This window comes from Billgrantia saliphila, from assembly GCF_002930105.1.
In the GTDB taxonomy this organism is placed as follows: domain Bacteria; phylum Pseudomonadota; class Gammaproteobacteria; order Pseudomonadales; family Halomonadaceae; genus Halomonas; species Halomonas saliphila.
In genome coordinates this window covers 27,864-53,716 of record NZ_PJRN01000019.1, presented here as the reverse complement: position 1 = coordinate 53,716, position 25,853 = coordinate 27,864, and the positions used below count along the sequence as shown (strand labels likewise).

Annotated in this window: 25 protein-coding genes; 8 read left to right on the top strand and 17 right to left on the bottom strand. The window is 65.4% G+C overall.

The window, feature by feature from the left end; genetic code table 11:
- Window positions 1-145: 145 nt before the first annotated feature.
- Entirely contained in the window at window positions 146-658 is a 513-nt protein-coding gene (locus CYJ07_RS17630) for a DUF3087 family protein (protein ID WP_104205031.1), read from the top strand.
- Between the two features lie 24 nt (window positions 659-682).
- Here the strand turns inward: CYJ07_RS17630 and ppk1 are convergent, their stop codons facing one another.
- On the bottom strand, window positions 683-2,887 hold the full coding sequence (ppk1, locus tag CYJ07_RS17625; RefSeq protein ID WP_104205030.1) for a polyphosphate kinase 1: 2,205 nt from the start codon (window positions 2,885-2,887) through the stop codon (window positions 683-685).
- A gap of 57 nt (window positions 2,888-2,944) precedes the next feature.
- A complete protein-coding gene (gene hemB, locus CYJ07_RS17620; protein WP_422666976.1) occupies window positions 2,945-3,943 on the bottom strand; it encodes a porphobilinogen synthase in 999 nt (332 codons plus the stop codon).
- 231 nt (window positions 3,944-4,174) lie between these two features.
- Here hemB and elbB point away from each other — a divergent pair, with 231 nt between their 5' ends.
- Window positions 4,175-4,837 (top strand): isoprenoid biosynthesis glyoxalase ElbB, encoded by a 663-nt coding sequence (gene elbB, locus CYJ07_RS17615; RefSeq protein ID WP_104205028.1) that lies wholly within the window; start codon window positions 4,175-4,177, stop codon window positions 4,835-4,837.
- Between the two features lie 79 nt (window positions 4,838-4,916).
- Here the strand turns inward: elbB and tatC are convergent, their stop codons facing one another.
- The 13 genes from tatC to CYJ07_RS17550 form a co-directional block, all read right to left on the bottom strand.
- Window positions 4,917-5,702: a twin-arginine translocase subunit TatC gene (tatC, locus tag CYJ07_RS17610; RefSeq protein ID WP_104205027.1), complete on the bottom strand. Its 786-nt coding sequence runs from the start codon at window positions 5,700-5,702 to the stop codon at window positions 4,917-4,919.
- Window positions 5,699-6,139: a Sec-independent protein translocase protein TatB gene (tatB, locus tag CYJ07_RS17605; RefSeq protein WP_104205026.1), complete on the bottom strand. Its 441-nt coding sequence runs from the start codon at window positions 6,137-6,139 to the stop codon at window positions 5,699-5,701. The genes tatC and tatB overlap by 4 nt, the downstream gene beginning before the upstream one ends.
- Window positions 6,140-6,145: 6 nt before the next feature.
- Window positions 6,146-6,412: a Sec-independent protein translocase subunit TatA gene (tatA, locus tag CYJ07_RS17600; protein WP_104205025.1), complete on the bottom strand. Its 267-nt coding sequence runs from the start codon at window positions 6,410-6,412 to the stop codon at window positions 6,146-6,148.
- 46 nt (window positions 6,413-6,458) lie between these two features.
- Entirely contained in the window at window positions 6,459-6,794 is a 336-nt protein-coding gene (locus tag CYJ07_RS17595) for a phosphoribosyl-ATP diphosphatase (RefSeq protein WP_104205024.1), read from the bottom strand.
- Between the two features lie 30 nt (window positions 6,795-6,824).
- Window positions 6,825-8,447 carry a ubiquinone biosynthesis regulatory protein kinase UbiB gene (gene ubiB / locus CYJ07_RS17590; protein WP_104205033.1) on the bottom strand — a complete coding sequence of 541 codons (1,623 nt, stop codon included), beginning with the start codon at window positions 8,445-8,447 and terminating at the stop codon, window positions 6,825-6,827.
- Complete coding sequence (locus CYJ07_RS17585; protein ID WP_104205023.1) at window positions 8,447-9,085, bottom strand: ubiquinone biosynthesis accessory factor UbiJ; 639 nt, start codon at window positions 9,083-9,085, stop codon at window positions 8,447-8,449. Before CYJ07_RS17585 ends, ubiB begins: the two co-directional genes overlap by 1 nt.
- Before the next feature lie 7 nt (window positions 9,086-9,092).
- A complete protein-coding gene (gene ubiE, locus CYJ07_RS17580; protein WP_104205022.1) occupies window positions 9,093-9,860 on the bottom strand; it encodes a bifunctional demethylmenaquinone methyltransferase/2-methoxy-6-polyprenyl-1,4-benzoquinol methylase UbiE in 768 nt (255 codons plus the stop codon).
- A gap of 140 nt (window positions 9,861-10,000) precedes the next feature.
- A complete protein-coding gene (locus CYJ07_RS17575; protein ID WP_104205021.1) occupies window positions 10,001-10,384 on the bottom strand; it encodes a gamma-butyrobetaine hydroxylase family protein in 384 nt (127 codons plus the stop codon).
- 122 nt (window positions 10,385-10,506) lie between these two features.
- Entirely contained in the window at window positions 10,507-11,829 is a 1,323-nt protein-coding gene (hslU, locus tag CYJ07_RS17570; protein ID WP_104205020.1) for an ATP-dependent protease ATPase subunit HslU, read from the bottom strand.
- A gap of 11 nt (window positions 11,830-11,840) precedes the next feature.
- A complete protein-coding gene (hslV, locus tag CYJ07_RS17565) occupies window positions 11,841-12,359 on the bottom strand; it encodes an ATP-dependent protease subunit HslV (RefSeq protein ID WP_104205019.1) in 519 nt (172 codons plus the stop codon).
- Window positions 12,360-12,502: 143 nt separating this feature from the next.
- Window positions 12,503-13,261 (bottom strand): SPOR domain-containing protein, encoded by a 759-nt coding sequence (locus CYJ07_RS17560; RefSeq protein WP_104205018.1) that lies wholly within the window; start codon window positions 13,259-13,261, stop codon window positions 12,503-12,505.
- Between the two features lie 3 nt (window positions 13,262-13,264).
- Window positions 13,265-14,950, bottom strand: a complete 1,686-nt coding sequence (argS, locus tag CYJ07_RS17555; protein WP_104205017.1) for an arginine--tRNA ligase — start codon at window positions 14,948-14,950, stop codon at window positions 13,265-13,267.
- A gap of 193 nt (window positions 14,951-15,143) precedes the next feature.
- Complete coding sequence (locus tag CYJ07_RS17550; protein ID WP_197038420.1) at window positions 15,144-17,381, bottom strand: primosomal protein N'; 2,238 nt, start codon at window positions 17,379-17,381, stop codon at window positions 15,144-15,146.
- Between the two features lie 170 nt (window positions 17,382-17,551).
- On the opposite strand from CYJ07_RS17550, the gene rpmE reads away from it, so the two are divergent.
- Window positions 17,552-17,767: a 50S ribosomal protein L31 gene (gene rpmE, locus CYJ07_RS17545; RefSeq protein ID WP_104205015.1), complete on the top strand. Its 216-nt coding sequence runs from the start codon at window positions 17,552-17,554 to the stop codon at window positions 17,765-17,767.
- Between the two features lie 273 nt (window positions 17,768-18,040).
- Entirely contained in the window at window positions 18,041-19,312 is a 1,272-nt protein-coding gene (locus tag CYJ07_RS17540; protein WP_104205014.1) for a malic enzyme-like NAD(P)-binding protein, read from the top strand.
- 85 nt (window positions 19,313-19,397) lie between these two features.
- On the opposite strand, the gene CYJ07_RS17535 is transcribed toward CYJ07_RS17540, so the two are convergent.
- Window positions 19,398-20,147 (bottom strand): DUF481 domain-containing protein, encoded by a 750-nt coding sequence (locus CYJ07_RS17535; protein ID WP_104205013.1) that lies wholly within the window; start codon window positions 20,145-20,147, stop codon window positions 19,398-19,400.
- 99 nt (window positions 20,148-20,246) lie between these two features.
- A complete protein-coding gene (locus CYJ07_RS17530; RefSeq protein ID WP_104205012.1) occupies window positions 20,247-22,769 on the bottom strand; it encodes a penicillin-binding protein 1A in 2,523 nt (840 codons plus the stop codon).
- A gap of 260 nt (window positions 22,770-23,029) precedes the next feature.
- Here CYJ07_RS17530 and pilM point away from each other — a divergent pair, with 260 nt between their 5' ends.
- Genes pilM through CYJ07_RS17510 form a run of 4 tightly spaced genes read left to right on the top strand, consistent with a single transcriptional unit; the run spans window position 23,030 to window position 25,804 of the window.
- A complete protein-coding gene (pilM, locus tag CYJ07_RS17525) occupies window positions 23,030-24,091 on the top strand; it encodes a type IV pilus assembly protein PilM (protein WP_104205011.1) in 1,062 nt (353 codons plus the stop codon).
- Window positions 24,088-24,672, top strand: coding sequence for a PilN domain-containing protein (locus tag CYJ07_RS17520; protein ID WP_104205010.1), 585 nt, complete (start codon window positions 24,088-24,090; stop codon window positions 24,670-24,672). The genes pilM and CYJ07_RS17520 overlap by 4 nt, the downstream gene beginning before the upstream one ends.
- Window positions 24,669-25,292 (top strand): type IV pilus inner membrane component PilO, encoded by a 624-nt coding sequence (locus CYJ07_RS17515; protein WP_104205009.1) that lies wholly within the window; start codon window positions 24,669-24,671, stop codon window positions 25,290-25,292. Before CYJ07_RS17520 ends, CYJ07_RS17515 begins: the two co-directional genes overlap by 4 nt.
- Window positions 25,289-25,804, top strand: a complete 516-nt coding sequence (locus CYJ07_RS17510) for a pilus assembly protein PilP (protein ID WP_104205008.1) — start codon at window positions 25,289-25,291, stop codon at window positions 25,802-25,804. Before CYJ07_RS17515 ends, CYJ07_RS17510 begins: the two co-directional genes overlap by 4 nt.
- Window positions 25,805-25,853 lie beyond the last annotated feature (49 nt).

The window sequence follows — 25,853 nt, the reverse complement described above, 5'->3', positions numbered from 1 at the left end:
TGCCTGGGGTGGGATAGTACCGCGGCGCTGCTGTTGGAAGCCGCCGAGCGGCTGCGCTGAGCTTGGCCTCGAAGGGCGGGCCTGTACTCGCTGTGACGATGCCGGGATAATCCCTCGCATTCTCGCTGCAACAGGAGCCCGCCACATGCCGTTCACCTTTGAGCATCACGACCCCGAGACCTATCGACGCAAGGCCAGGATCATCAGCGTGGTCATGGCCGCGCAGTTAATTGTCTTCGGCGTGCTGTTCGCCCAACTGCTGACCGCGACCTTCGGCTCCAGCCTGTGGCTCAATGCGCTGGGCGTGCTGCTGGGGCTGTTCGCCACCAGCATGATCTTCGCCGTGCTGCGTGAGCGCCCGTGGATGAGCGAGATGCGCTATGTCTGGCAGCTCAAGCACCATCTCTCGCGGGTGAGTGGTTACCTCGCGACCCTGCGCCGCGAGGTGGAGCAGGACAATCCCGTGGCGCTGCACCTGCTTACCTTCTATCACCAGGGCATGGCCCAACTCGCCGAACTCAACGGCCGGACCCTTGACGATGACGGCGAACTGCTCGCCGAGCGCCTGCGTCTGCACCAGTTGCGCGAGGAGAAGGGATTGCCCGAGCAGATCGACGGCTTCGATCCCAACGATCTCGACGCCTTTCGCAAGCGTTGAGGCCCACGCTTTCGCGCAGCGGGGTCAGGCCTTGGCGGCGTAGGCATAGAGCAGCGTCTCCTGGGCGCTGATCGCGTCGCTCCCGCACGGCTGCTGCTTGAGGTAGCTGCCGTCCGGCTGCAGTAACCAGCTCTGGCAGTTGTCCACCAGGTAGGTCTCGAGATCCTTGCGTACCCGTTCGGCGAGCTTGCGGTCGAGCAGCGGGAAAGCGGTCTCGACCCGATGAAACATATTGCGGGCCATGAAGTCGGCGCTGGAGCACCAAGTCTCCGGCTTGCCGTCGTTATGAAAGTGGAACACACGGGTATGTTCGAGGAAGCGCCCAATGATCGAGCGGACGCGGATGGTCTCGGAGATGCCCGGTACGCCGGGGCGTAGGGAGCACATTCCGCGAATGATCAGGTCGCATTCGACGCCGGCCTGGGACGCACGATAGAGCGCCTGGATCAGTTTCGGTTCGGTTAGCGAATTGCACTTCACGATCAGGTGCGCGCGGCGTCCGCGGCGGGCGTGTTCGGCTTCGCGCTCGATCATCGCCAACAGACGGTCGTGCAGGGTGAAGGGGGCATGCAGCAGGGTGTCGATATGCTGTGCCCGGCCCATGCCTGAGAGCTGCTGGAACACCTTGTGCACGTCGGCGCATAGCGTTGCATTGGCGGTGAGCAGGCTGTAGTCGGTATACAGCTTGGCGGTGCGGGCGTGATAGTTGCCGGTGCCCAGGTGGGCGTAGTGGCGCAGCCGGCCGCGTTCGCGGCGTACGATGTGCATCATCTTGGCGTGGGTCTTGTAGGCCATCACCCCGTAGATGACGATGGCGCCAGCCTCCTGCAGACGCGAGGCCAGCGCCAGGTTGTCGGCCTCGTCGAAGCGTGCGCGCAGCTCGATCACCACCGTGACCTCCTTGCCGTTGGAGGCCGCCTCGACCAGTGCATTGACGATGCCGGAATCGGCGCCGGTACGGTAGAGCGTCTGCTTGATGGCCAGCACGCTGGGGTCACGCGCCGCCTCGCGCAGCAGATCCTCCACCGGCGAAAAAGCCTGGAAGGGGTGGTGCAGCAGGATATCGCCTGCGGCGATGGCGTCGAACAGGCTTTCCTTCTTGCGCAGGAGCTTGGGCAGCCCCGGGGTGAAGGGGCGATATTGCAGGTCGGGGCGGTCCAGCTCGCCGAGCGCCGAGATCATGCGCGTCAGGTTGACCGGTCCGTCGACCCGGTAGAGGTCGGCTTCGTCGAGCTCGAACTGCTTGAGCAGGAACGCCGAAAGGCGATCGGGACAGTTGTCGGCGACCTCCAGACGCACGCCGCTGCCGTAGCGCCGGGCCAGCAGTTCGCCGCGCAGCGCCGAAGCCAGGTCGGAAATCTCGTCGGGATCCACCGCGAGATCGGCGTTACGGGTCAGGCGGAACTGATAGCAGCCGCGCACCGCCATGCCGGGGAATACCTCGCCGGCATGGGCGTGAATCATCGACGAAAGGAAGACGTATTCGCTGAAACCCGACTCGCACAGTTCGGGGGGCAAGGCGATGACGCGGGGCAGCGATCGCGGTGCCGGCAGGATCGCGAGCCCTCCCTGGCGTCCGAAGGCGTCCTTGCCCTCCAGTTCGACGATGAAGTTGAGGCTCTTGTTGACCAGGCGTGGAAAAGGGTGGGAAGGATCCAGCCCGATGGGGCTGATCACCGGCATGATCTCGGCCGAGAAGAACTCCTGTATCCAGGCTTGCTGAGCCGCGGTCCAGTCGTCACGACGACGAAAGCGCAGCCCCTGAACGTGCAGCGCGGGGATCAAGACGTCGTTGAGGATCTGATATTGGCGCGCCACCTGCTCATGGGCGACCTGGGAAATCTCGGCGAGTAGCGCCCGCGGTGAGCGACCGTCGGGGCCGGTGGAGAAATCGCCCAGGGCGATCTGGTGTTTCAGGCCGGCGACGCGAATCTCGAAGAACTCGTCCATGTTGGACGAGAATATCAGCAGAAACATCAGGCGGTTGAGCAGCGGGTGCGCCTCGTCGAGGGTCTGCTCGAGCACGCGGACGTTGAACTGCAGATTCGACAGCTCGCGGTTGAAATAGAGCCGTGGGTCGCTCAGGTCGGCGTCGAGGTCGGGCGGTGCCTTGGGCTTGACGCCGGCCCGCGTCTGATTGAGGCGCGGCGAGGTGGGTTCAACGGCCTCGCCGGGCGGTGTGGTGGTCCCGGGCTGGAACGGATCTGCGGGGGTGGGCACGTCTGCCATCGTCTCTCTCTTGGCTCAACCGACAGCCCCCGCCGACACGCGACCGGACCGCTGTCGTCATGATGCGAGCAGTGTCGCCGCTCGCTTGGCGAAGTAAGTGAGAATCCCGTCGGCCCCGGCGCGCTTGAAGCATGTCAAGGATTCGAGAATGATCTCGTCGGGATCCAGCCAGCCCTGATCGAAGGCGGCCATGTGCATGGCGTACTCGCCGCTCACCTGGTAAGCATAGGTGGGCACCCTGAGCTCGTCCTTGATGCGCCGGACCACGTCCAGATAAGGCATGCCGGGCTTGACCATCACCATGTCGGCACCCTCGGTCAGGTCCAGCGCCACTTCGTGCAGCGCCTCGTCGCTGTTGGCCGGGTCCATCTGATAGGTGCGCTTGTCGGCCTTGCCCAGGTTGGCGGCAGAGCCCACCGCATCGCGGAACGGTCCGTAGTAGCGCGATGCGTATTTGGCGCTATATGCCATGATGCGCACGTTGGGCAGATGTTCCTGCTCGAGCACCTGGCGGATCTCGCCGATGCGCCCGTCCATCATGTCCGACGGCGCGACCACGTCGGCACCGGCCTCGGCGTGGGACAGCGCCTGCTTGAGCAGGGTCTCCACGGTGCGATCGTTGAGCACGTAGCCGCTGGCATCGATGATGCCGTCCTGACCATGGATGGTATAAGGATCGAGCGCCACGTCGGTGATGATGCCGAGCTCCGGTACCGCATCCTTCAGCGCACGCACGCTGCGCTGGACCAGGCCGCTGGCATTGTAGGCCTCCTCGGCCAGTTCGCTCTTCAGCGCCTGGTCCACCACCGGGAACAGCGCCAGCGCGGGGATTCCCAGCGCTGCGGCCTCACGTGCCTCCTCGATGAGCAGGTCCAGCGACAGCCGCTCCACCCCGGGCATCGAGGGTACCGGCTCACGTCGCTTCTCGCCGTCGAGCACGAACACCGGCCAGATCAGGTCGGCGGCCGTCAGGTGGGTTTCTCGCATCAGGCGGCGCGAAAAATCGTCGCGCCGCATTCGGCGCATGCGCGTGGCGGGAAACTGGCGCGTGGTCATGAAACTCAAGGCTCTCTACTCCGACTGTGGGGCCACGTTCGCCGCTCGCGACAGTGTGCCCGGTATGGATGACGGTTCGATGACAGTGGCATCGACATGCCATCGAGTATATCAGCGCGGTCGGGAGCGGAAAGCTGCGCCTTGTCGCACCCGGCGCGACTCTCTACAGTGTGGGCTTCGGGATTCGAGGCTGACCCTTCTTTCGAGGCGCCTGACTACAAGGAGAAGAGCATGAGCAAACAGGTGGCGGTCATCCTGTCGGGCTGTGGCGTACAGGATGGATCGGAGATCTACGAGACCACCCTGACCCTGCTGCGGCTGGATCAGTTGGGCATCAGCTATCGCTGCTTTGCGCCGGACATCGCGCAGCATCATGTGATCGATCATCGTAGCGGAGAGACAGTGGAGGGTGAATCTCGCAACGTACTGATGGAGTCGGCACGGCTGGCGCGTGGCGACATCTCGGCGCTCGACGAGCTCGAGGCCGAGGAGTTCGACGCGGTGATCCTGCCGGGGGGCTTCGGGGCGGCCAAGAACCTGTCGAACTTCGCCGAAGCCGGCAGCGACATGGAACCGCTCGAGTCGCTGGTGGAGGCGTTGGCGCCGTTCCACGAGGCGCGCAAGCCGATCGGACTGATGTGCATAGCGCCGGCTCTGGTGCCGAAGCTGCTGGGGCCTGGTATCGCCGTGACGATCGGCCACGACCCGAGCGTGTCCGGGGCGATCAGTTCGATGGGCGGTCTGCATCGCAGCTGTGGGGTCGAGGAGATCGTAGTCGATTTCGAGAATCGGGTGGTTACCACGCCGGCCTATATGCTGGCCACCCGCATCAGTGAGGCCGCCACCGGTATCTTCAAGCTGGTCGATCGTATCGACGAGCTGATGGACCTGTAGCCCTCGACGTTTCATCTATGGACCAGCGCCCCCCGCTCGGCGACGAGCGGGGGGCGCTTGCGTTGGCGCGGCAAAGTCGTCAGGCGTCGTCGCGCTCGCCCGTCTGTTCCGGCACGGAAGCCTTGCGCTGCCGCCGCCGAACCAGGCGGCCGAACAGGATGCCCACTTCGTAGAGCAGGTACATGGGGATCGCCAGCAGGCTCTGGGAGATCACGTCGGGCGGGGTGAGCAGCATGCCGATCACGAAGCAGCCGAGAATGATGTATGGGCGCTTTTTCGTCAGGCTCTCCACCGTGGTGGCGCCGGAGGCGATCAGTAGAAAGGTGGCGATGGGAATCTCGAAGGCCACGCCAAAGGCGAAGAACAGCTTGAGGACGAAATTGAGATATTGGTTGATATCGGTCATCACCGCCACGTCCTCCGGCCCGGTCTGGGTGAAGAACTCGAACAGCAGCGGGAAGACGATATAGTAGGCGAAGGCGGCACCGGCGTAGAACAGCCCGACGCTCGATGCCAGCAGCGGCAGGGCCAGCGCTTTTTCGTTTTCGTACAGCCCCGGCGCCACGAAGGCCCAGGCCTGGTGCAGCACGTAGGGAATGGCCGCGAACACCGCCACGACCAGGGTCAGCTTGAAGGGCGCCAGAAACGGCGAGGCGACCTCGGTGGCGATCATCTGCGAGCCTTCCGGCAACATCCCCATCAGTGGCTGAGCCACGAAGGTGTAGATCTCGTTGGCGAAGGGGTAGAGCCCGAGGAAGATCACGAAGATCGCCACCACGGCCCGCAGCAGCCGCGAGCGCAGCTCGATGAGGTGCTCGATCAGGGGGGCCTGGCCAAGTTCCTGCTTGTCGTCGGAGTCGCTCATCGGGAAGCGGCGTCCTTGTCGTCATCTGGGGAGGATGGGGTGTCGGCCGCCTCGTCGTCGGGCTCCCTGGCATGCGTCAGAGCCGCGTCGAGGCGCGCGGAGGCGGGTGGAGCAGCCGATGCCTTGGCTTCGTTGCTCCCGGAGGCGTCGCTCTTGCCCTGACGTGACGAGGAACCCGGCTCGGCGATGCTCTCGACGTCGCGCTTGGCCTTGTCGAGGCTCTCGTCGAGCTTGGTTTGCTGCTCCTTGAGCTTCTGGCGCAGCTCTTCCGCCTCCAACTGGGCGTTGATCTCGCGCTGCATGCCCGACACGGTGCGCTTGATCTTGCCGACCCAGAGGCCAACGGTGCGCGCCGCCTTGGGCAGGCGCTCCGGGCCGAGCACGAGCAGGCCCACGACCCCGATAATCAGCAGTTCCAGGAAGCCGATATCGAACATGGAGGCTTACTTGCGCTCTTCCCGTTCCTCGACCCCGTCCGCCGCCTTCTTCTCTTCGGCACGGACGTCATAGGTGTTGGGCTCCTCCTCGTGGGCCACCTTGGCCTGCGGCTTGTCCTTTCCTTCCTTGTCTTCCTCGTTGACAGCCTGCTTGAAGCCCTTCACCGCGCCGCCCAGGTCGGAGCCGACATTGCGCAGCTTCTTGGTTCCGAAGACCAGGATGATGATGCCGAGTACGATCAGCAGCTGCCAGATACTGATGCCACCTAACATGAAGGTTACCTCTGAGTCGGGTTTCCGGCGGATCCGGAAGACGTGTTCACTTTGACCTTGCGGCCTTCTCTTCGTGCCCCGAAATGCCGAAGCGACGGGCCAACTCGTCGAGCACATCCTGATGGTCGAGGCCGAGATGCGACAGCATCACCAGGCTATGAAACCACAGGTCGGCGGTCTCGGCGACCAGCGCTTGGCGTTCGGCGTCGCCGCCGGCCTCGGCGTCCTTGGCCGCCAGCAGGGTCTCGGTAGCTTCCTCGCCGACCTTTTCGAGTATCTTGTTAAGCCCCTTTCGATGCAAGGCGGCCACGTAGGATTCGTCGGGGTCGGCGTTGCGGCGCTGGCTCAGCACGTCGAAGAGTTCATCGAGAATATCACGCATGCATGGGCCTCGGGTTGCGATGGATCAAGTTCATTGCCAGGCCAGCAGCAGCAGGCCGAGGGTGGCGGCGGCGAGCACCGGCCAGGGTTGGCCTGCGGCCCACTCGAACAGCGGCTGCCAGACCAGCGCCAGCCCGCCGAGCAGCAGCCCCAGGCGCAGGCGACGGGCGCTGCGTCGGTTCTCGCGCAGCTGTTGCTGGATGCCGCTCATGGCCTGTACCTGGCGCCGGCGCTGGCGGTGTTCGTGCTCGATGCGGCTGAGCGCCTGGTGGGCCACGGAAGGCAGTTCCGGCAACTGGCGGGAGAGCTCCGGCGCCTGGCGCTTGAGCGACTCCCAGAACCCCGTTACCCCGGCGCGTTCCTTCATCCAGCGTTCCAGGTAGGGCTTGGCGGTGGTCCACAGGTCGAGATCGGGATAGAGCTGGCGCCCCAGACCCTCGATGTTGAGCAGGGTCTTCTGCAGCAGCACCAATTGCGGCTGCACTTCCATGTTGAAGCGGCGCGCGGTCTGAAACAGCCCCAGCAGCACTTGGCCGAAGGAGATGTCCTTGAGCGGCTTTTCGAGGATCGGCTCGCACACGGTGCGAATGGCGGCGGCGAACTCGTTGGCGCGCGTCTCCTCGCCGACCCAGCCCGACTCGATGTGCAGGGCGGCGACCTCGTAATAGTCCTGGTGAAAGAAGGCCAGCAGGTTGCGTGCCAGGTAGTCCTGGTCTTCGCGGGTCAGGCTGCCGACGATGCCGCAGTCGATGGCGATGTATTGCGGGTCGTGCGGGTTCTCGCGTGCGACGAAGATATTGCCCGGGTGCATGTCGGCGTGAAAGAAATTGTCGCGAAACACCTGGGTGAAGAAGATTTCCACGCCGCGCTCGGCGAGGCGCTTGAGATCGGTGCCCTGGGTGCGCAGTGCGGCGATATCAGCCACCGGCACCCCGTGGATGCGCTCCTGCACCATGACTCTGCGGCGGGTATGCGACCAGTGGATCGTCGGCACGTAGAGCAGTGGCGAATCCTTGAAGTTGCGCTTGAGCTGCGAGGTGTTGGCCGCCTCCTTGTGCAGATCGAGCTCGTCGAACAGGGTTGACTCGTAGTCGCGCACCACTTCCACCGGGCGCAGGCGGCGCGCCTCGGGGATCAGCGTCAATAGCCCGGCGACACGATACATCAGTGCCATGTCCTGACGCATCACGCTATCAATGCCGGGACGAATGATCTTGACGACGACGTCCTCGCCGCTGTGCAGGCGAGCGGCATGCACCTGGGCGATCGAGGCCGAGGCCAGCGGCTCGGGCTCGAAGTGAGCAAAGGCCGCATCGATCGGCAGATGCAATTCGGCTTCCACCAGAGCGCGCGCCTCACGGCCGGGGAAGGGCGGCACCTGATCCTGCAGGCGACGCAGCTCGTCGGCGATCTCCTCGGGCAGCAAGTCGCGGCGGGTGGAAAGGAGCTGGCCGAACTTGACGAAGATGGGGCCGAGCGACTCCAGAGCCAGGCGCAGGCGTTCGCCGCCGGAGCGTCGCCCCACGGGCACCAGGCGCAGCGGCGAGAGCAGAAAGGCCAGACGCAGCCACCATGGCAAGCGCGCCAGCGGTAGCAGGGTGTCGAGGCGATAGCGAGTGATCACCCAGATGATGCGCAGCAGGCGGAGCCCCATCATGCCGTTGCCTCGCGTTCCAGCTGGCGCCGCAGTCGCGTCAGCCGCGCTTCGAGGCGGTCGGTGGCCATTTCCAGCTCGGTGAGGTGATCGCGCAGGTTCTCAAGCTGCTGTCGCCCCGGCAGCAGGCGGGCTTCCTCGAACACGTACTCGGCGATATCGGCACGCATCTCCTGCTGGGCGCGCAGTCCCCAGCGGGCCATGCGACGAACGCCCTCGGCCAGGCTATGGGCAGGCACGTCACCCAACCACTGGGCGAGTTCGCCCTCCCAGTCGATATCGAGATCGAGAAACAGGTCGCGAACCTCCTCGAGCAGATGTACCCGCCCGCGTACCGCCAGTCGGCCCTGGAACATCAGGCGCTCCATCGCCTCCCCACCGAGCAGGTCGCCGAGAGCCTCGGCATCGAGCTCGATCACCGCATCGGCCCCCGTCTCGTCGGCTGCGTCCTGACGCAGCAGGTCGACGCCATGAGGGTGAAAACTCAGCAGCAGTGCGAGGGCGGGGCGTTCGAGGCGCAGCAGCACCCGCTGGCCAGCGAGCCTCGACAAGCGCCCCGGTGCGGCGAGGTCGCGGGCGAGCAAGGCGTTGAGGGAACGTTCGATGCCAGCCAGCAGCAGGGTCGGGGTCAGCGTCATCACGGCCTCAAAGCTTGATGCCGCGGTGCAGGGCGACGATGCCACCGGTGAGATTGGTGTACTCGACGCGCTCCAGGCCGGCGGCTTCCATCATCTCCTTGAGCGTTTCCTGGTCGGGGTGCATGCGGATCGACTCGGCGAGGTAGCGGTAGCTCTCGGCGTCGTTCGCCACCATCTGGCCCATGAGCGGCAGCAGGCGAAACGAATACTCGTCGTAGGCTCGGGTCAGCACGGGGTTGTTGGGCTTGGAGAACTCCAGCACCAGCAGACGGCCACCGGGCTTGAGCACGCGGGCCATCGAGCGCAGCGCGGCGTCCTTGTCGGTGACGTTGCGCAGGCCGAAGGCGATGGTGATGCAGTCGAAGCTGTTGTCGGGAAACGGCAGGCACTCGGCATTGGCCTGCACGTACTCGACGTTACCGCCGACGCCGTTGTCGATCAGCTTGTCGCGCCCGACGCGCAGCATCGACGGATTGATATCGGCCAGTACCACCCGGCCGCGGGGGCCGACCATGCGCGAGAACTTGAGCGTAAGGTCGCCGGTGCCGCCGGCGATGTCGAGCACGCTATGGCCCGGCCGAACGCCGCTGCGCTCGATGGTGAGGCGCTTCCACAGGCGATGAATGCCCAGCGACATCAGGTCGTTCATGACGTCGTAGCGTGCCGCCACGGAGTGGAAGACGTCGGCCACGCGCGAGGCCTTTTCCTCGACCGGCACTTCTTGGTAGCCGAAGTGGGCGGTGCGCTGGTCCCCGGGGGTGGAGTGAGGGCTCATGCGGAAAGGGCTCCCGAATCGCTGCGGAAAGGTGAGGAAGCTTGATGCGACATTGGCGAGCGTAGCCAGTTATCGAGCCAGCTTAGGCCTCAATTTGCGGCCTATTGTAGCCTTCCCTCGGCTCCCTTGTCTTTGACCCGCTACAGTTGCTTGATCTCGATACCCAAGGGTTCCCGGCTGGCGCCGGCCTTTTCCAGGCGGTGCAGGTAGTCGGCCCAGTAGGCATCCTGATTGACGGCGAGCTCGTGCAGGTATTCCCAGCTGTACAGGCCGCTGTCATGGCCGTCGTCGAAAGCCAGCTTGACGGCGTAGCGACCCACCGGCTCGATGTTCTTCAGTCCGACATCCTTTTTGCCTACCTGCAGCACGGCCTGGCTGGGATGATGGCCACGCACCTCGGCGGAGGGAGAATAGACGCGCAGGTACTCGACCGGCAGCCGGTAGCTCTTGCCGCCGGCATAACCGAGTTCCAGCTCGCGAGCCTTCTTGTGATAGTGGATCCTGGTGGGAGTGGGGGCGGTCATGGGGCACCTCCGGTGAGATGTAAGACAGAAGAGCGGCGCTGCGCGCCTGGAAGAGGGAAGAGCATGGCACTGCTTCCCTCTTCATTCTTCCCTCTCTTCTCTTCGCGCGGTGTAGCCGCGCTTTAAAGAATATACCGAGACAGATCCTCGTCCATGGCCAGCTCGCCGAGCTGGGAGTCGACGTAGGCGGCATCGATGGTGAGGGGGCTGCCGAAATCGGCGCCCTTGAACGAGGCATCTTCCAAGAGCCGTTCCATCACCGTATGCAACCGCCGCGCGCCGATGTTCTCGGTGCCTTCGTTGACTCGCCAGGCGATCTCGGCGATGCGCCCGATACCGTCCTCGGTGAAGTCGACTTCAAGCCCCTCGGTCGCCAGCAGTGCCTTGTACTGCTTGGTCAGCGATGCGGAGGGCTCGGTGAGGATGCGCTTGAAGTCCTCGGGGGTCAGCGCCTCGAGCTCGACCCGGATCGGCAGGCGACCCTGCAGCTCTGGAATCAGGTCCGAGGGGCGCGACAGGTGGAAGGCGCCGGAAGCGATGAACAGGATGTGGTCGGTCTTGACCATGCCGTACTTGGTCGAGACGGTGGAGCCTTCGATCAGCGGCAGCAGGTCGCGCTGCACGCCCTCGCGCGAGACCTCACCGCCGCTGGACTGCCCGCTGCCCTTGGCCACCTTGTCGATCTCGTCGAGAAAGACGATGCCGTTCTGCTCCACGGCATCGATGGCGCGGTGCTTGATCTCCTCCTCGTTGACCAGCTTGGCGGCCTCCTCGTCGCGCAGCAGGGCGAAGGCATCCTTGACCTTGACCCGGCGGGTCTCGGTCTTCTGGCGGCCCATGTTGGAGAACAGACTCTGCAGCTGGCTGGTCATCTCCTCCATGCCGGGCGGGGTCATGATGTCGATGCCCGGCCCCTGCGGCGTAATCTCGACATCGATCTCCTTGTCGTCGAGGTCGCCCTCGCGCAGCTTCTTGCGAAAGATCTGGCGCGTCGAACTGTCGGTGCGGGGGTTGTCTTCCTGGCCGCGCGGCGGCGGCAGCAGGGCGTCGAGGATACGATCCTCGGCGGCATCCTCGGCGCGGTGGCGGACCTCATCCTTGGCCTGCTCGCGGACCAGCTTGATGGCGGCCTCGGTGAGGTCGCGGATGATCGACTCCACGTCACGGCCCACGTAGCCCACCTCGGTGAACTTGGTCGCCTCCACCTTGATGAAGGGCGCGCGAGCGAGCTTGGCCAGGCGCCGGGCGATTTCGGTCTTGCCCACCCCGGTGGGGCCGATCATCAGAATGTTCTTGGGGGTAACCTCGGGGCGCAGGTCGTCGTCGAGCTGCATGCGCCGCCAGCGGTTGCGCAGGGCGATGGCGACGGCGCGCTTGGCGTCCTGCTGACCGACGATGTACTGATCCAGAGCGTGGACGATCTCGCGGGGGGTCATCTGGGACATGGTGGCAGCCCTTAGAGCGTTTCGAGAGTGACGTGGTGGTTGGTGAACACGCAGATGTCGGCAGCGATATCCAACGATTTCTCGGTGATTTCCGTGGCCGAGAGTTCGGTGTTCTCGAGCATGGCGCGGGCTGCGGCCAGGGCGAAGTTGCCACCCGAGCCGATGGCGATGATGCCGCGCTCGGGTTCCACCACGTCGCCGTTGCCGGTAATGATCAACGAGGCGCTCTTGTCGGCCACCGCCAGCAACGCCTCGAGGCGGCGCAGGGCGCGGTCGGTGCGCCAATCCTTGGCCAGCTCGACGGCGGCCTTGACCAGGTTACCCTGGTACTTCTCCAACTGCGCCTCGAAGCGCTCGAAGAGAGTGAAAGCGTCGGCAGTGCCGCCGGCGAAGCCCGCCAGCACCTGGCCGCGATAGAGACGACGCACCTTGCTGGCATTGCCCTTCATCACGGTGTTGCCCAGCGATACCTGGCCGTCGCCGGCCAGAGCGACCTGCTCGCCGCGGCGTACGGAAACGATCGTGGTCATGGAGAAGACTCCGTAACGGGGAGCGTGGACTCCCGGTGACTTTCGGCCTCCGGTGAAGCAGGAGGCCGTGAAAGAGCTTCAAGGTAGGTGCGGGCAGTGGACGACGAATTCAAGCGACAAAGGGAAGCGTCGGCAAACCGCGCTCAATTGGTGGCGCGATGCCGCAATGGCTTGATCCCCTGGGTCGTCATCAGGTCCTCGGCGCGATTGAGCTCTCGCGTGTCGTCATAGGGGCCGACCATGACCCGGTGCCAGGTTTCGCCGTCGGCCGCCTGGACCTGGCTGACCTGGGCCACCAGGCTCAAGTTGCGCAGCCTCTGGCGCAACTGCTCGGCATCCTGCGGCTGGCGGAAGGACGCCGCCTGCAGCATGTAACGGGTGCCGTCCGGTGCCGCGGCTTCACTGGCAGGAGTGGCGGCGACCTCTTCGCGCAGGTTGGCGGCGATTACCTGCGCGATGGGGTCGTCTGCCGCCGGGTCGTCGCCTGTAGCATTGGACGTGGCGGCAGACGCCGTGGCGGAGTCGGCGTCGAGCGGTGGTGGGACCTCGACCGTGGGCTCGGGGGGCGAGGCCGTGGAGGCCACGTCACGCGGAGCGACGACCTCCTCGGGTAGCAGCGTATAGAACTCGAAGGTCGGCATGCGCGGTTCGCTGGGCTCGACGCTCGGCGGCGGCTCGGTCTCTGTCGACGGCGTGCGCGGCAGCAGGTTGGCCAGGGGCCACTCCTGGCCCGGCTGCCACGGCGCGGTGCCATGCTGATGCTGGGCCATCAGGAAGCCGGCGATCACGCCGCCGATTCCCCATACCCAGCCGGGCAGGCGGAACCCCTGGCGGCGCGCGGGAGCCCGGCGGCGGCTGGTCGTGGCGCCGCGCTTCTTGGGCGGTGGGCGACGGGTGGCCATGCGTTACATCTCCTCGGGGGCGCTCACGCCCATCAAATCGAGGCCGTTGCGCAGAACCTGGCGTGCGGCGAGGCCCAGGGCCAGGCGCGCATTGCGCAGCGTATCGTCCTCGACCATCACCTTCACCGCGTTGTAGCAGGAGTGAAATTCGGCGGCCAGATCGAGCAGGTACTGGGCTACCTGCTGCGGTTCGCGGCTGGTGGCGGCGTGGTCGACTACCTCGGGGAAGCGGGCCAGACGATTCATCACCGTCTTTTCCTGGTCGGCATCGAGCCGGGCCAGGTTGGCCATCGCCAGGTCGTGGTCGAAGGGCTGGCCGTCGGCCTGGGCCTTGCGCAGCATGCTGCACACCCGGGCGTGGGCGTATTGCACGTAGTAGACCGGGTTGTCGTTGGACTGCGAGCGGGCCAGGTCGATGTCGAAGGTCAGCTGCGAGTCGGCGCGCCGTGCGGCGAGGAAGAAGCGGGTGGCGTCGCGGCCCACCTCGTCGATCAGGTCGCGTACGGTCACGTAGCTGCCGGCCCGCTTGGAGAGCTTCACCTCGACCCCCGAGCGGGTCACCATCACCATCTGGTGCAGCACGTAGTCGGGCCAGCCCTCGGGAATGCCGATCTCAAGTGCCTGCAGCCCGGCGCGCACCCGGGTCACCGTGGAGTGGTGGTCGGCGCCCTGTTCGTTGATCACGGTGGTGAAGCCGCGCTGCCATTTGTTCAGGTGGTAGGCCACGTCGGGCAGAAAGTAGGTGAAGCTGCCGTCGGACTTGCGCATCACCCGATCCTTGTCGTCACCGAAATCGGTAGTGCGCAGCCACAGGGCGCCGTCCTTCTCGTAGGTGTGGCCGCCGGCGATCAGCCGCTGAACCACGTCCTCGACCTTGCCTTTCTCGTACAGGGAGGATTCCAGGAAATAGACATCGAACTCAACGCCGAAGGCCTTGAGGTCGAGATCCTGCTCGCGGCGCAGCCAGGCCACGGCGAATTCGCGGATGGCGTCGAGATCGTCCGGGTCGCCCTTGGCGGTGACGTGCCGGTCGTCGGCGCGCACCGTCTCGCCCGCAAGATAGCCGTTGGCAACCTCGACGATATAGTCGCCGCGATAGCCGTCGGCGGGCCAAGCGTCGTCATCGGGCGCCACGCCCTTGGCGCGGGCCTGTACCGACAGCGCCAGGTTGGCGATCTGGGCACCGGCATCGTTGTAGTAGAACTCGCGCGTCACATCAAAGCCGGTCGCCTCGAGCAGGCGGGCGATGCAGTCGCCGATGGCGGCGCCGCGACCATGACCCACGTGCAGCGGTCCGGTAGGGTTGGCAGAAACGAACTCCACCTGCACCTTCCGGCCGTGCCCGACCAGGCTACGACCGAAGGCGTCGCCCGCATCGAGCACCTGACGCACGATCTGCGCGGCGGCGTCGGTAGCGGCGAAGAAGTTGACGAAGCCCGGGCCGGCGATCTCGACCTTTTCCACGGCGTCGCTGGGCGGCAGCGCGGCGATCAACGCTTCGGCCAGCTCACGAGGTTTGCGGCCGGCGGGCTTGGCGAGCATCAGCGCCAGGTTGGTGGCGTAATCGCCGTGAGCCTTGTCCTTGGTCGGGTCGACCTTGATGACCGGGGCGATGTCAGCGGGCAGTGTGCCCTGCTGCTTGAGGGTCTCGAGGGCGCCCTCGAGCAGGGTGATGATCGTCTCTTTCATGAAACTCGTCTGTCCTGTAGCGCTGGGCGCGAGCGAATGACGGTCGCGAGGCGTGCGCGCGTGGCACGGCCACGGAAGGGAAAAAGGGGCCCGAAGCGCAGCAATGATGCCGTGATCCCGGATGGGTCTGGTCGGCCATTATCGGCAATTGTGTCGCGGCTTTAAACCCTGCCAGCATCGCTTCGGGCTTCGACTAAGCCAGCGTCTGCGGGTCGACGTCCAGCGACCAGCGCACCCGGCGCGCCTCAGGCGAAGCCTCCAGCCAAGCGGTGAGCTGCGCGCAGGCGGCATGCAGCTGGCTGCGTCGCGCGCTGCTCAACATCAGCTGCAGGTGATAGCGATTCTGACGCCGTTCCATGGGCGCCGGCACGGGGCCCAGGCAACTGACGTCGGGAGCATGCGCGGCGATCCATTGGCGCAGCATCGCCGCCGCCTCGCCGACCAGGGCGCTGGCGGCTTCCTCCTTGGGGCTCTCCAGCCGCAACAGGGCGAGAAAGCGATAGGGCGGCAGGGCGGCGGCGCGGCGCTCGGCCAACAGCTGCTCGGCCAGCGTATCGTAGCCTTGTTGAGCCAGCATGCGCAGATGAGGGTCGTCGGTATGCAGGGTCTGCACCAGCACGCGGCCGGGATGGCTGGCGCGGCCCGCACGTCCGGCAACCTGGATAAGCAACTGGGCGCTGTGCTCCAGGGCGCGAAAATCGCTGGCGTAGAGACCGCCGTCGGCATTGACCACGACCACCAGGGTGACATGGGGCAGATGGTGGCCCTTGGCCAGCATCTGGGTGCCCACCAGCAGGCAGGGCTCGCCGCGGCGCACCTGGCCGAGCATGTGCTCGAAGGCGTCTCGTCGACGGGTGCTGTCGCGGTCGATGCGATGGACAGGCACCTTGGGGAACAGTGCTGCCAGGGTCTCCTCTGTGCGCTCGGTGCCGCTGCCCAGCGGACGCAGATCGGCGCTGCCGCAACTGGGGCAGGCGTCCGGCACCGGGCGTCGCTTGTCGCAATGGTGGCAGGCCAGCATGGGGGGCTGTCGGTGCAGGGTCATGCGCGCGTCACAGTGGTCGCAGTCGGCCAGCCAGCCGCAGGCATGGCAGGCCAGGGTCGGAGCGAAGCCGCGTCGATTGATGAAGACGAGCACCTGGTGTCCGGCCGTCAAGGTTTCGCGAATCGCCTCGATGGCTGGTGGAATCAGCCCGCCCTGGCGCGGCCGCCCGCGCAGGTCGATGAGCTCGAGCCGGGCCGGCGCATGACGACTGGCGCGACGGGTCAGTCGCAGATGGCGGTAGTTGCCGCGTTCGGCGTGGTAGAGGCTTTCTAGCGATGGCGTGGCGCTGCCCAGCAGCAGCGGGATGGCGTGGTGCTTGGCACGGGTCACGGCCAGGTCGCGGGCATGGTAGCGAAGCCCCTCCTGCTGCTTGAACGAGCCGTCGTGCTCCTCGTCGACGATGATCACACCGGGGCGGGCCAGTGGCGTGAATATCGCCGAGCGGGTACCGATAACGATCGGTGCGCGGCCGCTGGCTGCTGCCTCCCAGGCGTCCAGGCGCTCGTGATCGGTGAGCCCCGAGTGCAGGGCCACCACCGGCACGCGGAAGCGTTGCCGGAAGCGTGACAGGGTCTGCGGTGTCAGGCCGATCTCCGGCACCAGCAGCAGCGCCTGGCGATCGTGGGCGACCACTGCCTCGATCAGCTGCAGGTAGACCTCGGTCTTGCCGCTGCCGGTCACGCCGTGCAGCAAGCAGGGGTGGAAGGCGTCGAGACGTTCATGGACGGCGGCGAGCGCCTGGGCCTGCTCCCGGTTCAGCGGCAGCGCCGGTTCGGCCAGCAGACGGCCGGCATCGGTCTCTGCGGCAGTCAATGGGTCTTCGTGGCGCTCGGCCAGCCCTTTGTCGACCAGCGCCAGGAGCTGGTCGCGCGAAAAGTTCTGTGCCAGGACGGCCTGGGTCGGCAAGCCATGGGGATGCTGGCGCAGCATGCCCAGCAGTTCGGCCTGTCGTGGTGCGCGAGCCAGACGCGCTTCAGCGTCCGGAAACTGGGGCAAGGCCTGCCAGCGTTCGCGTATGCGGCCGGCCAGGGGGCGCCCCTGCCGCAACAGCACGGGCAGCGCCTGGTGCAGGGTATCGCCGAGCGAATGCTGATAGTAGCGAGCGGTGAAGCGGCACAGCCACAGCCAGTCTTCAGGCAGCGGGGTGGCGTCCAGGCAGGCTTCCACCGGCTTGAGCCGCTCCAGGGGCAGGTCGCTCGAGTCGGTACAATCCATCACCACACCGACCATCTGGCGGCGTCCGAACGGTACGCGTACGCGCAGGCCGGGCTGCCAGCCGCAGGCAGGCGGCTCGCGCGACGGACGATAATCGAACAGCCGTCTCAGCGGCGTGGGCAGCGCCACGCGCAGGATGCGTGGTGGATGGCGAAGAACGGAATCGGGCAATTTGCCTCCGGCGTCGACTCTGCTAGAATATCCGGCCGTCGTGGCGCCTGGTGCCTTTGGTATCGGGCCGGCGGCTACCGGTTGGTTAACGACGAGTACTGACGACAGACAACCCGTATGCGGTGCCTGGCAACGGATCAGGTGGCGGCATACCGCTCATGAGGCTCAAGATGAAACAAGGTATTCACCCGGATTACAAGAAGGTCACCGCGACCTGCTCCTGCGGCGCGACCTTCGAGGTCGGCTCCACTGTCGGCCATGACCTGTCACTGGACGTTTGCTCTCAGTGCCATCCCTTCTACACCGGCAAGCAGAAGCAGGCGACCACCGGTGGTCGCGTCGAGCGCTTCAACAAGCGCTTCGGGGCCGCCATCAAGCGCGGTTGAACCACACCGCGGCAGCGAACCCGCACGAGAAAACCCGCCTTCATGGCGGGTTTTCTTTTATCGGTGGGGTGGGCGAACGGGACTGCGGCGCAGCAGTATGCCGTCAGCGATAAGGTAAGGGTTATACCAGCGGAGGTAAGCATAAGTTGCAGCAAATGGCTGCGATTGTTCGCGAACAAGGGTTCAAGTTCGCAAAAAAGAGCTTTCATTGAGATGTGGAAGCTTTTTCTATAATCTTGTGGTTCCTCTTCAAGATGGTAACCGGATCTCAGCATGACAGACGCCAAGAAGCAGGCCGCGCTGGACTATCACGCCAAGCCCATCCCCGGAAAGCTCTCGGTGGAGCTGACCAAGCCCACCGCGACCGCTCGTGACCTCTCCCTGGCTTACAGTCCTGGTGTTGCCGAGCCGGTGCGCGAGATCGCACGCGATCCGGAGAATGCCTACCGCTATACCGGCAAGGGCAATCTGGTGGCGGTGATCTCCGACGGCAGCGCTATCCTGGGTCTGGGCAATCTGGGACCGCTGGCAAGCAAACCGGTCATGGAAGGCAAAGGGGTGCTGTTCAAGTGCTTCGCCGGCATCAATTCGGTGGATGTCGAGGTCAACGCCGAAAGTCCGCAGGCATTCATCGACACCGTGGCTCGCATCGCCGATACCTGGGGTGGCATCAACCTCGAGGACATCAAGGCGCCCGAGTGCTTCGAGATCGAGCAGGCGCTGGTCGAGCAGTGCAGCGTCCCGGTATTCCATGACGACCAGCATGGCACTGCCATCGTGACCGCCGCGGGAATGCTCAACGCGCTGGAAATCGCCGGCAAGCGCCTGGAGGAGGCTCGGATCGTCTGCCTGGGCGCCGGGGCGGCCGCCATTGCCTGCATGAAGCTGCTGGTGGCCTGCGGCGCGCGCTCGGAGAATCTGGTGATGCTGGATCGTCGCGGCGTCATTCATGCCGGCCGCGAGGGGCTCAACCCCTACAAGGCGATGTTCGCCGTGGAAACCGACAAGCGCACCCTCGATGACGCTATCGACGGCGCCGACGTGTTCATCGGTCTTTCGGGGCCGAACCTGATGACGGCGGAACACATGCGCAAGATGGCGAAGAACCCGATCGTCTTTGCCTGCACCAATCCCGATCCCGAAATTCACCCCGACGTGGCGCGAGAAGCGCGCCCGGACGTGATCATGGCCACCGGGCGTTCCGATTATCCCAACCAGGTCAACAACGTGCTGGGCTTCCCCTTCATCTTCCGGGGTGCGCTGGACGTCCGGGCGACGCGCATCAATGAGGAAATGAAGGTGGCCGCGGTGCATGCGCTCAAGGACCTGGCGCGCGAGCCCGTGCCCCAGGCGGTGCTCGAAGCGTACGAGCGCGAGCAGATGGAATTCGGCCCCGAATACATCATCCCCACGCCGGTCGACGTGCGTCTTCTGGAGCGGATTCCGGCCGCGGTGGCCCAGGCCGCGGTGGATTCCGGCGTGGCGCGTCGCCCCTACCCGGCCCATTACCCGCTGAAGACAGTGGATGACGTCTACGGCGGTTGATGTCGGTGTCAGGCGATCAAGCACCGTGCAGTGCGCCGGCCCAAGGGCCGGCGCACTGCGTTCGGGATTGCCAAGTGCTGCCGGGCTACCAGGTGTAGAGCAGGGTCGCGTTGGTGGTTTGGTCGGTGTTCGCGTCCGCCGTCTCGGGCGGGTCGGAGTTGTGCTTGATCTCATGGGAGAGGCGCAGAGAAAGACGCGAATTGAGGCGGGCGGTGAGCGACGACACCGAGCGCGAGGTGGTGTTCGCGTCGGTGGCTTCTACCGACATCTCCTGCCGCACATAGGAGGAGTCGGAGAGTGTCCACTGGTAGTCGAGCGCGCTGTAGACGACGCCCAGGTTGTTGTTCTCCTCATCCTCGATCCGATCATGCCGATACCCCGGGCCGGCCTCGAGCGACAGCCGATGGGACTCGCGATCGATCACGTGGCGGCCATAGCCGCCAATGGTGGTGAACTGCTGGTCGTAGCCGCTGAAGCGATCCTTTTCCCAGCGGGCGAAGCCGAACAGGTAGTGGGGGCCGTCGAAGTCATAGCGCTCACGGCCGGAAATCAGGTACTGCTCGGCACTGGTGTCGCCGTCACGAGTGACGTGGCGCACCTCGCCGCGCAGAGTGTGCGTCCAGTAGCGGCTGGTCAGCCAGGTCAGCCGGCTCTTGCCAAGCAGGGTCTGGCTATCGGTATTGCCGGTGAGTTGGGTATAGCCGAGTTCGGCTTCACCGCTGAAGGTGGGGGAATTTTCCTCGGGTGGCGGTGGGGCATAGAAAATGCCGGCTGCCGAAGCGATGCTCGGCAGCAGCGATAACCCCAAGGCGTTCCAGGACAATAGGCGTGGCATGGCGAACGAACCTGTGTTGCCGAAGTGACGAAGCCGCCGGTGGCGGCAGGCACGGTTGGCAAGACGAAGGGCGGCCTCCCTGCCGCCCGGTACGGCGCTCTAGAAGATCGCCTCATAGCTTCCCGTCCCCTGCGAGCCGCTGCGCTGCTCAACCTCCTGCTCGACGCGGTGCGGCTCCATGTCCGGCAGATAGTCGGGGTGGAAAATCTCGGAAATCCCCCCGGACTGCCCATCGCTCAGGCGGCGTCCGGTCTGTTCGTCGACGCGTGCCGTCACCAGCGCTTCGGGTGGTTCCGGCATGGCTTCGGGCCTTCCCTCGAGCGCGTTGCGCATGAATTCGATCCAGATGGGCAGGGCCGCATTGCCGCCATACTCGGCGATCGACTCGTTGTTGTCCTTGCCGACCCAGACGGTGGCCACCAGTTCGTCGTTGTAGCCGGCGAACCAGCCGTCTCGCTGATCGTTGGTGGTGCCTGTCTTGCCGACCACGTCGTTGCGCTCGAGCGACAGGGCGGCGCGGCCGGTGCCGCTCTCGATCACGTCGCGCAACATGTCGCGCAGGATATAGACAGCGGTGGGGTCGGCCACTCGCGGTGCGATCTCGTAGCGCTTGCCGTCGATCACGACCTCGGTCTGCTCTTCGCGACACTCGCGGCAGGCAACCATCGGGTGCGCTTCGTCGATGAGTTCCTCGTCGTTGCCGCGGGTGACACGTTCGATGAACCAGGGCGAGACGCGGAAGCCGCCGTTGGCCAGCACCGCGTAGGCGTTGGTCATCTCCAGCGGCGTCAGGTCGGCGCTGCCGAGGGCGAGTGAGAGGCCGCGCGGTAGCCGGTTCGGGGAGAAGCCGAAGCCTTCCAGGTATTCGATGGTGTTGTCGAGCCCCAGCGTCTGAAGGATGCGGATCGTCACCAGGTTGCGCGAGCGGGCCAACGCTACGCGAAGCCGGGTCGGACCGAGGAAGTCGCCACTGGAATTCACCGGCCGCCACAAGCTGCTGCCATCATGCATGACCACCGGCGCATCGTTGACGACCGTGGAGGCGGTCATCAGGCCGGTATCGAGAGCGGCAAGGAAGACGAAGGGCTTGAAGATCGAGCCAGACTGACGCTGTGCCTGCACCGCACGATTGAACTTGCTGGCATTGAAGCTGAAGCCGCCCTGCAGGGCGAGGATGGCGCCTGTTCGAGGGGCCATCACGACGATCGAGCCCTCGGCGTCGGGACGCTGCGAGAGCCGCCAGCTGCCGTCGTCGCGCTGCAGGATGCGTACCAGGTCGCCGGTGGTGGCGATCTCTGCGGCGGAAGAGGGCTCCGCGCCGCGCGCCCGCGGGCTGCGATATTCGCGTGCCCAGCTCAGGCCATCCCAGTCGAGGGTGGCGAGTTCGCCGTCGCGTGTCAGCACGCGCATCTCACGCTCACCGCTCTCGACCACGATGGCGGGCTGCAGCGGGCCGAAGCCCGGCGTGCGTTCCAGCACGCGCAGCCAGTTGCTGACGTCGCCCTCGATTCCCTCGACCCGTGTCTGGCTGCGCTCGGCGGCCTGGCGGGCGGTCTCCATGATCTCGGGCGACTCGTCCAGTTCCTCTTCCAGGCCGCGTCGCTCGGTACGGGCCTGAGCCTCGGCGAGACTGGCGGGGATGTCCCGCTCCTCCGGTCCGCGCCAGCCGTGACGGGTATCGTAATCGATCAGACCGTTGGCCAGGGCCTGGCGGGCGTAGGGTTGCAGCTCGCTATCCAGCGTGGTGTGGATGCGATACCCGCCGGTGTAGGCATCGTCGCCGAAACGATCAATGGCGTACTGGCGCGCCATCTCGGCCACGTAGTCGGCATCCACCTCGACCTGCGCCACGTAGCGACGCGCGGTGGTCGGCTCCTTGACGGTGGCTTCGTAGGTGGCCTGGTCGATGTAGCCGAGCTCGCGCATGCGATAGAGGATCCAGTTGCGACGGATCAGCGAGCGCTCGGGGTTGGCCAGCGGGTTGAAGGATGAAGGAGCCTTGGGCAGCCCGGCGATCATGGCCTTCTGCGCCAGGGTGAGCTCGTCAAGCGGCTTGTTGTAGTAGACCTCGGCGGCTGCCGCGATGCCATAGGCGCGGTTGCCGAGGAATATCTTGTTGACGTAGAGCTCGAGGATCTCCTCCTTGTTCAGGATGCGTTCCATCTGCAGCGCGAGCAGGATCTCGCGGATCTTGCGGGTGAAGGTCCGGTCGAGGGTCAACAGATAGTTGCGCGCCACCTGCATGGTGATGGTGGAGCCGCCGGACTGGATGTCGCCGCTGGAAGCCAGCTCCAGGGCGGCGCGCGCCAGGCCCTTGGGATCGACGCCGCGGTGGTCGAAGAAGGCGGCGTCTTCGGCGGCCAGCAGGGCTTGGAGGAAGTCCTCGGGAATCTCGTCGAAGGTGACCGGCATGCGCCGCTCCTCGCCGTACTCGCCGATCAGCTTGCCGTCACGGGTGAAAATGCGTAGTGGAGTATGCAGCTCGAAGTCCTGCAGCTGGCGCACATCGGGCAGCCCTGGCGCAAAGTACAGGGCCGCTCCCGCCACGCTGAGCAGGGCCGCAGCGGAAAGCGATACCAGCAGCCAGAAGGCCGAAAAAAGCAGGGTCTTGATCCATTTCATGAAAAGGCGTTATCCGTGTGAGGACAGGAAGGGAACGGCGATGAAAATAGCGCCTTCACTGGCGTGGCCATTATAGGAACCCAAGCCGCTCGCCACCAGCGTTGAGGGGAAGTCCCTGCAACTTTGTATGGGCTTATGCATTCTCTTGTAACCTCATCCTTGGAGAGCGAGTATGATCTTTCTCAGTCTTGGCGCCTTGTTGGCCTAAGGCGTAACGATAACAAGCAACACCGCATGCATGACGCAAGGGCCATGAATTGATGCGACTCAGACCCGCCAAAAAGGGGTTGATCGGTGTCGATATCACCTCGGCAACGGTCAAGCTGATCGAACTCAGGCAGGTGGGAGCCCAGTACCAGATCGAGAGCTACGCCGTCAGGCCGCTGCGCGAAGGCGCCGTGGTTGAGCGACGCATCCGCGACATGGGCGAGGTGGCCGATGCGCTGCGTCGCGCCGTGGAGAGCGCCAGGCCCGCCTCGCGGCTGGCCGTGGCCGCGGTACCGGCAAGCGCTGCCATTACCAAGACCCTGACGTTCCCCGCCTCGCTCAATGACGACGAGATCGAGGCGCGCATACAACTCGAATCCGACAAGCACATCCCGTTTCCGTTCAGTGAGGTGGCTCTCGACTTCCAGCGCCTGGGGCTCAACGCCCGCTATGGCGATCAGCAGGACGTGCTGCTGGTGGCCTGCCGCCAGCAGGACGTCAACCAGCTCACCGATGCTCTGCGGCAGGCCGGTCTGACTCCGGCGGCGGTCGATGTCGAGACCTTCGCCATGGAGCGCGCCTTCAACGAGCTGCGCCATCAACTGCCGCCTGCCGCCGGTGACGATGACTGCGTGGCGCTGGTCGACATCGGTGCGACCATGAACGCCTTCCACGTGCTGCGCGGGGGGCGGATCATCTACAGTCGCGATACCGTGTTCGGCGGGCGCCAGCTCACCGAAGAGATACGTATGCGCTACGGCCTTACCCTGGAGGAGGCCGGTCTGGCCAAGAAGCGCGGCGGCTTGCCCGAGGACTACCGAACCAGCGTGCTCGCTCCCTTCATCGAAACCCTGGTGCAGCAGGTGGGGCGTTCGCTGCAGCTCTACTATACGGCGGGCCGCAAGCACGAGGTGCGGCGCATGGTGCTGGCCGGGGGATCGAGCGTGATCCCGGGGCTGGCCGAGCGGCTCGCCCAGGAGAGTGCCATGCAAGTGGTCATCGCCAACCCCTTCCTGCGCATGAGGATCAATCCTCGCATCGACGTGCAGACCCTGGCCAGCGACGCGCCGGCGATGCTCACCGCTTGCGGCCTGGCCATGAGGTCGCCGGCATGAGCATCGAGATCAATCTGCTGCCCTGGCGTGAGCGTCAGCGCGCACGACGCAGTCGGCGTTTCTATCTGGCCCTGGCGGCGATGGCGCTGCTCGGGGTGTCGGGCGGCCTGGGGGTGGCGCGCTACTACGAGGCCTCCGTCGACGCCCAGCAGCAGCGCAACGCGCACATCCAGCAACGCATGCGTCAGCTTGACGGCGACATCCGTTCGATTGACGAATACGAAGAGATCCGTGAGCGCATGATCGGCCAGGTCGAGGTCTTCAGCGCCCTGCAGCAGGGCCGCGCACAGACCGTTCTGGTGTTTCGCGATCTTACCCGCAGCTTGGTCGATGGCGTTCACTACACCCAGCTCAGCCGCCAGGGAGACCAACTGCGGCTGACCGGGCGCGCCGAGAGCAACCATCGTGTTTCCGAGCAGATGCGCGCCCTTGATGCCGCTTCCGTCTTCTCCGAGCCGGTACTTTCCGAAGTGGAGTCCGACGGCGGGGCGCGACGCCGTTTCAGTCTTGGCGTGGTACAGCTGGGCGGAAGCGGTCCGACGGCGGATCAGGCCGCTCGTGAAGGGGAGGAGACGCCATGAACCTGCAGGCCGAATGGCGCCGTCTTCGCGAACTCGATTGGCGCGAGCTGGACATCAAGGAGTCGGGCACCTGGCCGGTGCTGCTGCAATGGCTCTGCTGCCTGCTGGTGCTGGGCCTGACCTTTGCCGGTACCCACTTCTATCTGGCGGGTCCCCGCGCCGAAGCGTTGCAGCAGGCCGAGGCGGAGGAGAGCCGGCTGCTGCTCGATTATCGCAACCGTGCCGCCCAGGCCGCGCGCCTGCCGGACATGCTCGAGCAGATGGCGAGGCTCGAGACGCGCATGAGCGAGCTGATGGCCATGCTGCCGTCGGGGGCGGAGATTCCCTCGCTCATCGACAGCATCAGCGAGAGCGCGATCGATCATCAACTGACGATCGATTTCATCCGTCTGCGCAGCACCGTCGAGCGCGACTTTTATATCGAGCGCCCCTTCGATCTTCAGGTGGAGGGCGAATTCCACTATATCGCCGGTTTTCTGGCCAGCGTTGCGGCGCTGCCGCGTATCGTGACGCTGCACGATTTTGTGCTGGCGCCAGTGGAGGGCAGCGATCGCTTACGGCTGTCGATGCTGGCACGCACCTACAGCTATCGCCCTCAGGCCGAGGAGGAGATGCCATGAGATGGCTGGCCTTGGCCACGGGATGCCTGCTGCTTGGAGGTTGCGTGGATCCCGAGCTGGGTGAGCTCGATCGCCGACTCAGCGATATCCGCAACGATCCGGGCACCCCGCCGCCGCTGGAGATGCCCGAGGTGCCGCGGTATGAGACGGTGCCCTACCGCGAGAGCGATCGCCGCAGCCCGTTCCGTCCCGAACTGCCGGAGCCGGAGGAGGGGCCCACGGGCAACAGCGACCTGGCGCCCGACCCCGAGCGACCGCGCGAGCCGCTCGAGGCCTTTGAGCTGGAGTCGCTGGATCTGGTGGGCGTGCTGACCATGAGCGGCGAGTCCCATGCACTGATCGAGGCGCCGGATGGCCAGGTGCATCGTCTGCGGACGGGTAATTATCTGGGTCGCAACCATGGCCGCATCGTCAGCATCGCCGGTGCGTCGATCCAGTTGGTGGAACTGGTCTCGACGGGAGGCGGTGGCTGGGTGGAGCGCACCACACGCATGGCGCTGGAAAACGACTAGCCGGCAACGCCGGCGGGCAAGACGGCAGAATCAGGCGAGGGGAAGGGGA

What these genes read in the sequence shown, in the direction of transcription:
- CYJ07_RS17630 (WP_104205031.1), top strand. Translation starts at nt 146, where the DNA reads ATGCCGTTCACCTTTGAGCATCACGACCCCGAGACCTATCGACGCAAG.
- ppk1 (WP_104205030.1), bottom strand. Translation starts at nt 2,887, where the DNA reads ATGGCAGACGTGCCCACCCCCGCAGATCCGTTCCAGCCCGGGACCACC.
- hemB (WP_422666976.1), bottom strand. Translation starts at nt 3,943, where the DNA reads ATGACCACGCGCCAGTTTCCCGCCACGCGCATGCGCCGAATGCGGCGC.
- elbB (WP_104205028.1), top strand. Translation starts at nt 4,175, where the DNA reads ATGAGCAAACAGGTGGCGGTCATCCTGTCGGGCTGTGGCGTACAGGAT.
- tatC (WP_104205027.1), bottom strand. Translation starts at nt 5,702, where the DNA reads ATGAGCGACTCCGACGACAAGCAGGAACTTGGCCAGGCCCCCCTGATC.
- tatB (WP_104205026.1), bottom strand. Translation starts at nt 6,139, where the DNA reads ATGTTCGATATCGGCTTCCTGGAACTGCTGATTATCGGGGTCGTGGGC.
- tatA (WP_104205025.1), bottom strand. Translation starts at nt 6,412, where the DNA reads ATGTTAGGTGGCATCAGTATCTGGCAGCTGCTGATCGTACTCGGCATC.
- CYJ07_RS17595 (WP_104205024.1), bottom strand. Translation starts at nt 6,794, where the DNA reads ATGCGTGATATTCTCGATGAACTCTTCGACGTGCTGAGCCAGCGCCGC.
- ubiB (WP_104205033.1), bottom strand. Translation starts at nt 8,447, where the DNA reads ATGGGGCTCCGCCTGCTGCGCATCATCTGGGTGATCACTCGCTATCGC.
- CYJ07_RS17585 (WP_104205023.1), bottom strand. Translation starts at nt 9,085, where the DNA reads ATGACGCTGACCCCGACCCTGCTGCTGGCTGGCATCGAACGTTCCCTC.
- ubiE (WP_104205022.1), bottom strand. Translation starts at nt 9,860, where the DNA reads ATGAGCCCTCACTCCACCCCCGGGGACCAGCGCACCGCCCACTTCGGC.
- CYJ07_RS17575 (WP_104205021.1), bottom strand. Translation starts at nt 10,384, where the DNA reads ATGACCGCCCCCACTCCCACCAGGATCCACTATCACAAGAAGGCTCGC.
- hslU (WP_104205020.1), bottom strand. Translation starts at nt 11,829, where the DNA reads ATGTCCCAGATGACCCCCCGCGAGATCGTCCACGCTCTGGATCAGTAC.
- hslV (WP_104205019.1), bottom strand. Translation starts at nt 12,359, where the DNA reads ATGACCACGATCGTTTCCGTACGCCGCGGCGAGCAGGTCGCTCTGGCC.
- CYJ07_RS17560 (WP_104205018.1), bottom strand. Translation starts at nt 13,261, where the DNA reads ATGGCCACCCGTCGCCCACCGCCCAAGAAGCGCGGCGCCACGACCAGC.
- argS (WP_104205017.1), bottom strand. Translation starts at nt 14,950, where the DNA reads ATGAAAGAGACGATCATCACCCTGCTCGAGGGCGCCCTCGAGACCCTC.
- rpmE (WP_104205015.1), top strand. Translation starts at nt 17,552, where the DNA reads ATGAAACAAGGTATTCACCCGGATTACAAGAAGGTCACCGCGACCTGC.
- CYJ07_RS17540 (WP_104205014.1), top strand. Translation starts at nt 18,041, where the DNA reads ATGACAGACGCCAAGAAGCAGGCCGCGCTGGACTATCACGCCAAGCCC.
- CYJ07_RS17535 (WP_104205013.1), bottom strand. Translation starts at nt 20,147, where the DNA reads ATGCCACGCCTATTGTCCTGGAACGCCTTGGGGTTATCGCTGCTGCCG.
- CYJ07_RS17530 (WP_104205012.1), bottom strand. Translation starts at nt 22,769, where the DNA reads ATGAAATGGATCAAGACCCTGCTTTTTTCGGCCTTCTGGCTGCTGGTA.
- pilM (WP_104205011.1), top strand. Translation starts at nt 23,030, where the DNA reads ATGCGACTCAGACCCGCCAAAAAGGGGTTGATCGGTGTCGATATCACC.
- CYJ07_RS17520 (WP_104205010.1), top strand. Translation starts at nt 24,088, where the DNA reads ATGAGCATCGAGATCAATCTGCTGCCCTGGCGTGAGCGTCAGCGCGCA.
- CYJ07_RS17515 (WP_104205009.1), top strand. Translation starts at nt 24,669, where the DNA reads ATGAACCTGCAGGCCGAATGGCGCCGTCTTCGCGAACTCGATTGGCGC.
- CYJ07_RS17510 (WP_104205008.1), top strand. Translation starts at nt 25,289, where the DNA reads ATGAGATGGCTGGCCTTGGCCACGGGATGCCTGCTGCTTGGAGGTTGC.